This is a genomic window from Candidatus Culexarchaeum yellowstonense (genome assembly GCF_024707025.1).
Classification (GTDB): Archaea; Thermoproteota; Methanomethylicia; order Culexarchaeales; family Culexarchaeaceae; genus Culexarchaeum.
In genome coordinates this window covers 1-4614 of record NZ_JANGFQ010000185.1, presented here as the reverse complement: position 1 = coordinate 4614, position 4614 = coordinate 1, and the positions used below count along the sequence as shown (strand labels likewise).

Genomic DNA, 4614 nt, shown 5'->3' with positions numbered 1-4614 from the left:
GTGACCCAGAAATCGTTTTAGCTAGAGTAAAGAATGCACTTAAAGATATGCCAGTATTAAGCATACGCATAAACGAACAAAGTGACAAAGATTATTATATAGTAAAGATTATAATGAATGCTAAAGGGCATGATCATGCAGACTTAAAATCCGAAGCATTAAAAAGATTAATAAAAATTCACAAAGAACTAAAAGAAACAAATAGTTGCTGAAGATTTTAGAACATATGACATACTTGAACGTTAAAGCATTCATCACAAATACAATAGAAAGATCTCACAAAAGCAAATAAAAATGATAAGTTTGACACGTGAAATAATGTGAGCAAAAGTTAGTCAGATTTAAATTTGATATTTTAATTAATGTGGTTGGTGAGATTATGATACTTTATATATTTGCTATGGAAGTTTTTAATCAAATGAGTTTGTCAGAATTTTGGGGTTCACTAAGTATTATTGGATTAGAATTATTTTACATGGTGATAGTGTTGGTTATTGGTTGGGTTATAGGTCGTGTTGTTGCTTTTCTTGTTAATAGAATTGTTGATAGGTTTGGATGGGACAGCATGTTACGAAAAACTTCACTTGGCAGGGCGATTTTAAGGTCTGGCTATACTGCAGGTTCTTTTATTGCTAGTTTAGTTAAATGGATTATATATTTAGTGGCTATCCTAGCAGCATTAACAATACCAAACATACCATTATTAAGAGTTAGCGCTGAGTGGGTAATAAGTTTTTTACCCTCATTCGTAAAAGGATTGTTAATACTAATTATTGGCATTATACTGATTGATTGGTTTGCAGATTCAATAAAGAAGGGACAAATTGAAGATCCAATTATCGTGCTTACTTCCGATGTTATTAGGATCTTTCTTTACCTAATTGTGATTGCAATGGCATTATCAAACATGGGTGTTGATGTAACAGCAATTTATATAATAATTACTCCAGTAGCGTGGGCTATGGCTATAGCTATTGGAATTGCCGCAGGCATAATGATTGTCTTATTCTTTAAAGATAGAATTCTAAAAAGCATTAAAGATTTTATTGAAAAGGCTGGTAAAAGTGAATCTGAAGATTAACGCAATACTAGCAGATTATGATGGAACACTCGCCCCCATAAATGTATCAAGAGAACAATCCAAACCAAGCAAAGAATTACTAGAAGCACTTAAACAATCATCAGAAAAAGTTATACTCGGAGTAATCAGCATGAAAGATTATTGGTTCCTAAAAAATAGAATACCATTCGCACACACATACGGATGCATAGGAGGACTCGAAATAATCACAAGAAAAAAAGCATTCATAAGAAAACTTGCAGCAAACAAACTCGAAACCATCAAAAAATTTTACGATTACGTCAATGAACACCATGAAAAATCATGCATCAAAATCGAAATAAAGAAACTCATAAACAAAAAAATCGCAGGATTAAGCCTAGACTGGAGAAACTGCCAAGAAATACCACCCATAATCCAACATTTAAAAAACACAGCCAAACACTTCAACCTCCACACAATAAATTATAACGAACCATTTATAGACATAATACCCATAGAACCAAACAAAGGAACAGCCGTAAAATTCATAAAACAACTCTTCAAAATAAAAGGACCAATACTATACTTAGGAGATAGCACACTCGATAACCCAGCATTCAAAACAGCCGACATATCAATAGGCGTTATCTCACACAATGACCCAAAAATTCTAGAAGCACAATTCCTCATAGACTTCAAAGACGTCCCCAAACTCCTAAAACACTTAATAAAAACAGACATGACCTTCACCAACAAATTACCACTATTAAAAAGGGGTGCTACACAATGATCGTAGGCGTCATCATGTACCAAACCAGCCTCACAAAAGGACAAGAATTAGTAGCAATAAGAATGACACGAGAATTTAGAAAACAAGGCATAGAAGCATACCTAATCACAAGCCCCTACCACGATAATAAACTCGTACCCTACCACAGATCAATCACAACCAGCGACAAAGGCTACATCATAAAAGAAAACGAATTCAACCTCGGAATACCAATAATCAGAGTCGACGGAGCAATTTCAACATGGCCACCAAGAAGAATCATGTTCAGAGACACACAAGCAATTCTAAGAAACCTCGTAGAAGACCTAAACATTGATACATTCATAGTCCATAGCACACTCTGGAACGGACCAGAAGAAGTCGCCAGATTCAAAATGTGGTCCGACATGCTCAGAAACGAAGGATTATGGAATAAAAAAATCAAATTCATATTCATGGCACACTACCAACCACCAAGCCCAATACATTACCCCCCATTAGAAAGAATGTACAGAGAAGTATGGAACAGAACAGCATTCCCACTAATCTTTAAAACAGCAGACCTAATATTATGCACAACACCATTAGAAATCGAAGAAATGACAAACATGGGCGCAGAAAAAGAAAAATGCATACTCTTCCCAGGAGGAATAGACGAAGAACCATTCAACACACAACCAATAGACATACACACCAAATTCTCACTCCCCAAAAACACACACCTAATAACCTTCATAGGCACACTAGAAAACAGAAAAAACCCAGCAGCAATAACAAAAGTCGCACAACAACTCTCAAACAGAAACGACATATTCTTCGTCATAGCCGGACACCCAGCAGACCAAACAGAAACCATAATCAAAGCCCAAAAAGAACTCAAAAACCTAAAATACATAGGCGAAATAAACGACATAGAAAAAGCCTCACTAATCAAATCCAGCTACGCAAACATAATCCTAAGCAAAATGGAAGCACTCGGACTAACACAACTCGAATTCATGTACGCAGGAAAACCAGTCATAACATCAGCAATAGGAGGACAATCATGGGTCGTAAGAAACAACATCGACGGAATACACGTCAACGGCCCAAACGACATAACAGGAGCCGCAAACGCCATAATCAAACTCATAGAAGACAAAGAACTCTACAAAAAACTATCACAAAACGCAAAAGAAAGAGCAACACAATTCACCATGAACAACCTCATAAAACAACTAATACAAAAAATAAACACCATAAACTAACAAAAACAAAACACCAAACAAAAAACCCACACAAAAATTTAAAAGAAAGTTACACATTTACCCAACATAGCAAGGGCCCGTGGCTCAGCCAGGTAGAGCGTCCGGCTCTTAACCGGGTGGTCGCGGGTTCAAATCCCGCCGGGCCCGCTATTATAAGGATTTATGTTCACTCTTTCCCCTTTGCCAAAATGCATAAAGACTAGTGAAGTATAGATCAACAGAATGCTTTACTTTAGGAAGATGTATGATTTTTGCGTAAGCGTTTATCCAAGAATTGTCAGGTAGCTAATAGAAGGTTAGGCTGAAACTTCTTTCTCGAAAATTCACTATAAACTTGTGTGTTTCTGCTATGCTCTTTAACCCTATTATTAGGGGAACGTCTTCCCTCTCAGCTATCGCTACCCAAGTCTCTATCTCAGGTGACTCTAACCCTTTCAAGTCTATAAACTTTAAGGTTATCTTTGCAAGTCTGGCCGTTATCTCCATCTCAGGTGAAATACCAGCCAACTTCACAGGTACAAACTTCTCCAAATTAAGCATCCTGAAGAACCTTAGTGGTAGGAGTGAAATAACAGCGCCTGTATCGTAGACCATGGGGAATGGTCCGATCCAAAAATCTCTGGACTTGAACAACGCTAGGACTCTGTAGACATAGCCCTTTCCTATATCTAGACCATAAACCTTCTTAACTGAATCTGATACATCTCTTCTAAAGCTTATTTCCGTTATCCTGTAGCTCAATTTTAAGGACAAAAGGCTCACCAGAAAGGATGTAATCTATCATAAACTCCTCACCAACCCTTTTTCTAGCCTCATCATAAACCTTCCCGAACTCTTTACCGTAAGCTATGACTTTACCATCCTTCACAGCAACGTACATGTTGGGATAAATCCTCTGCAACTCCGAATAATGAGAGTTTAGCCACTCAAAATCCTCAATAGCACTAGACATTTCCCCCACCATTCTAATTTTGTTACACTACTATTAAAAATTTTTGCATAGATTTAAGTGCAATAGCTTCTTCCAAAAATTAAGTCATCATTTATCCTTATCATTCCTCCAATTTGTAAAGACTTTTTAGCTTAATCTTCTTATATCTATGCATTATGATCCCTGATAATAGAAATTAAATAAGTATACATATTCATATATTGATCTAAACCAACCAGAAAACACCTAATCAAGAAAAGAAAATCATAAACAGCATAATCTTAACACTCAATAAACTTCATCCTATATAACAAATTGAAAAAATAAAACTAACCTCACACACTAAACAACTTAACCTTCTAACAACTTTACAACCTTCTCTAAATAATCCCTAACATTTTCTTCATCCGCCCTCATACTAAGATAAGACAAATCCAAACGCTCTCTTTGAGTAGCATAAACTAACACCGCCCTCTCAAAATCCGAAGCAGAAGACCGATACTTTGCTGCCGCCAAAGCATATATAATAGCTTCCTCAGGCGGTATCATATACACATAATAATTATTCACACTCAACCTTACAGGAGACTTAGGTTTATCATAAACCATACCAACAATGTCTAAA

6 protein-coding genes, 1 tRNA gene and 1 pseudogene are annotated in these 4614 nt (G+C 36.3%); 5 read left to right on the top strand and 3 right to left on the bottom strand.

Annotated elements, in window-relative coordinates:
- From MRT15_RS10795 to MRT15_RS10775, 5 genes and pseudogenes are all read left to right on the top strand, one after another.
- Positions 1–212 (top strand): annotated as a pseudogene (locus tag MRT15_RS10795) (mechanosensitive ion channel family protein); the annotation flags it as partial.
- Positions 213–379: 167 nt separating this feature from the next.
- Complete coding sequence (locus MRT15_RS10790; RefSeq protein ID WP_304330176.1) at positions 380–1081, top strand: hypothetical protein; 702 nt, start codon at positions 380–382, stop codon at positions 1079–1081.
- Positions 1065–1832 carry an HAD-IIB family hydrolase gene (locus tag MRT15_RS10785; protein WP_304330174.1) on the top strand — a complete coding sequence of 256 codons (768 nt, stop codon included), beginning with the start codon at positions 1065–1067 and terminating at the stop codon, positions 1830–1832. Before MRT15_RS10790 ends, MRT15_RS10785 begins: the two co-directional genes overlap by 17 nt.
- On the top strand, positions 1829–3058 hold the full coding sequence (locus tag MRT15_RS10780; RefSeq protein WP_304330173.1) for a glycosyltransferase family 4 protein: 1230 nt from the start codon (positions 1829–1831) through the stop codon (positions 3056–3058). Before MRT15_RS10785 ends, MRT15_RS10780 begins: the two co-directional genes overlap by 4 nt.
- Positions 3059–3131: 73 nt before the next feature.
- Positions 3132–3205 (top strand) — tRNA-Lys (locus MRT15_RS10775).
- Between the two features lie 138 nt (positions 3206–3343).
- Here the strand turns inward: MRT15_RS10775 and MRT15_RS10770 are convergent.
- The 3 genes from MRT15_RS10770 to MRT15_RS10760 form a co-directional block, all read right to left on the bottom strand.
- Positions 3344–3811, bottom strand: a complete 468-nt coding sequence (locus MRT15_RS10770) for a hypothetical protein (protein ID WP_304330171.1) — start codon at positions 3809–3811, stop codon at positions 3344–3346.
- Positions 3768–4010 (bottom strand): DUF5678 domain-containing protein, encoded by a 243-nt coding sequence (locus MRT15_RS10765; RefSeq protein WP_304330169.1) that lies wholly within the window; start codon positions 4008–4010, stop codon positions 3768–3770. Before MRT15_RS10765 ends, MRT15_RS10770 begins: the two co-directional genes overlap by 44 nt.
- 330 nt (positions 4011–4340) lie before the next feature.
- Positions 4341–4614: hypothetical protein (locus MRT15_RS10760; protein ID WP_304330167.1), on the bottom strand; the 274-nt coding region annotated here is incomplete at its 5' end.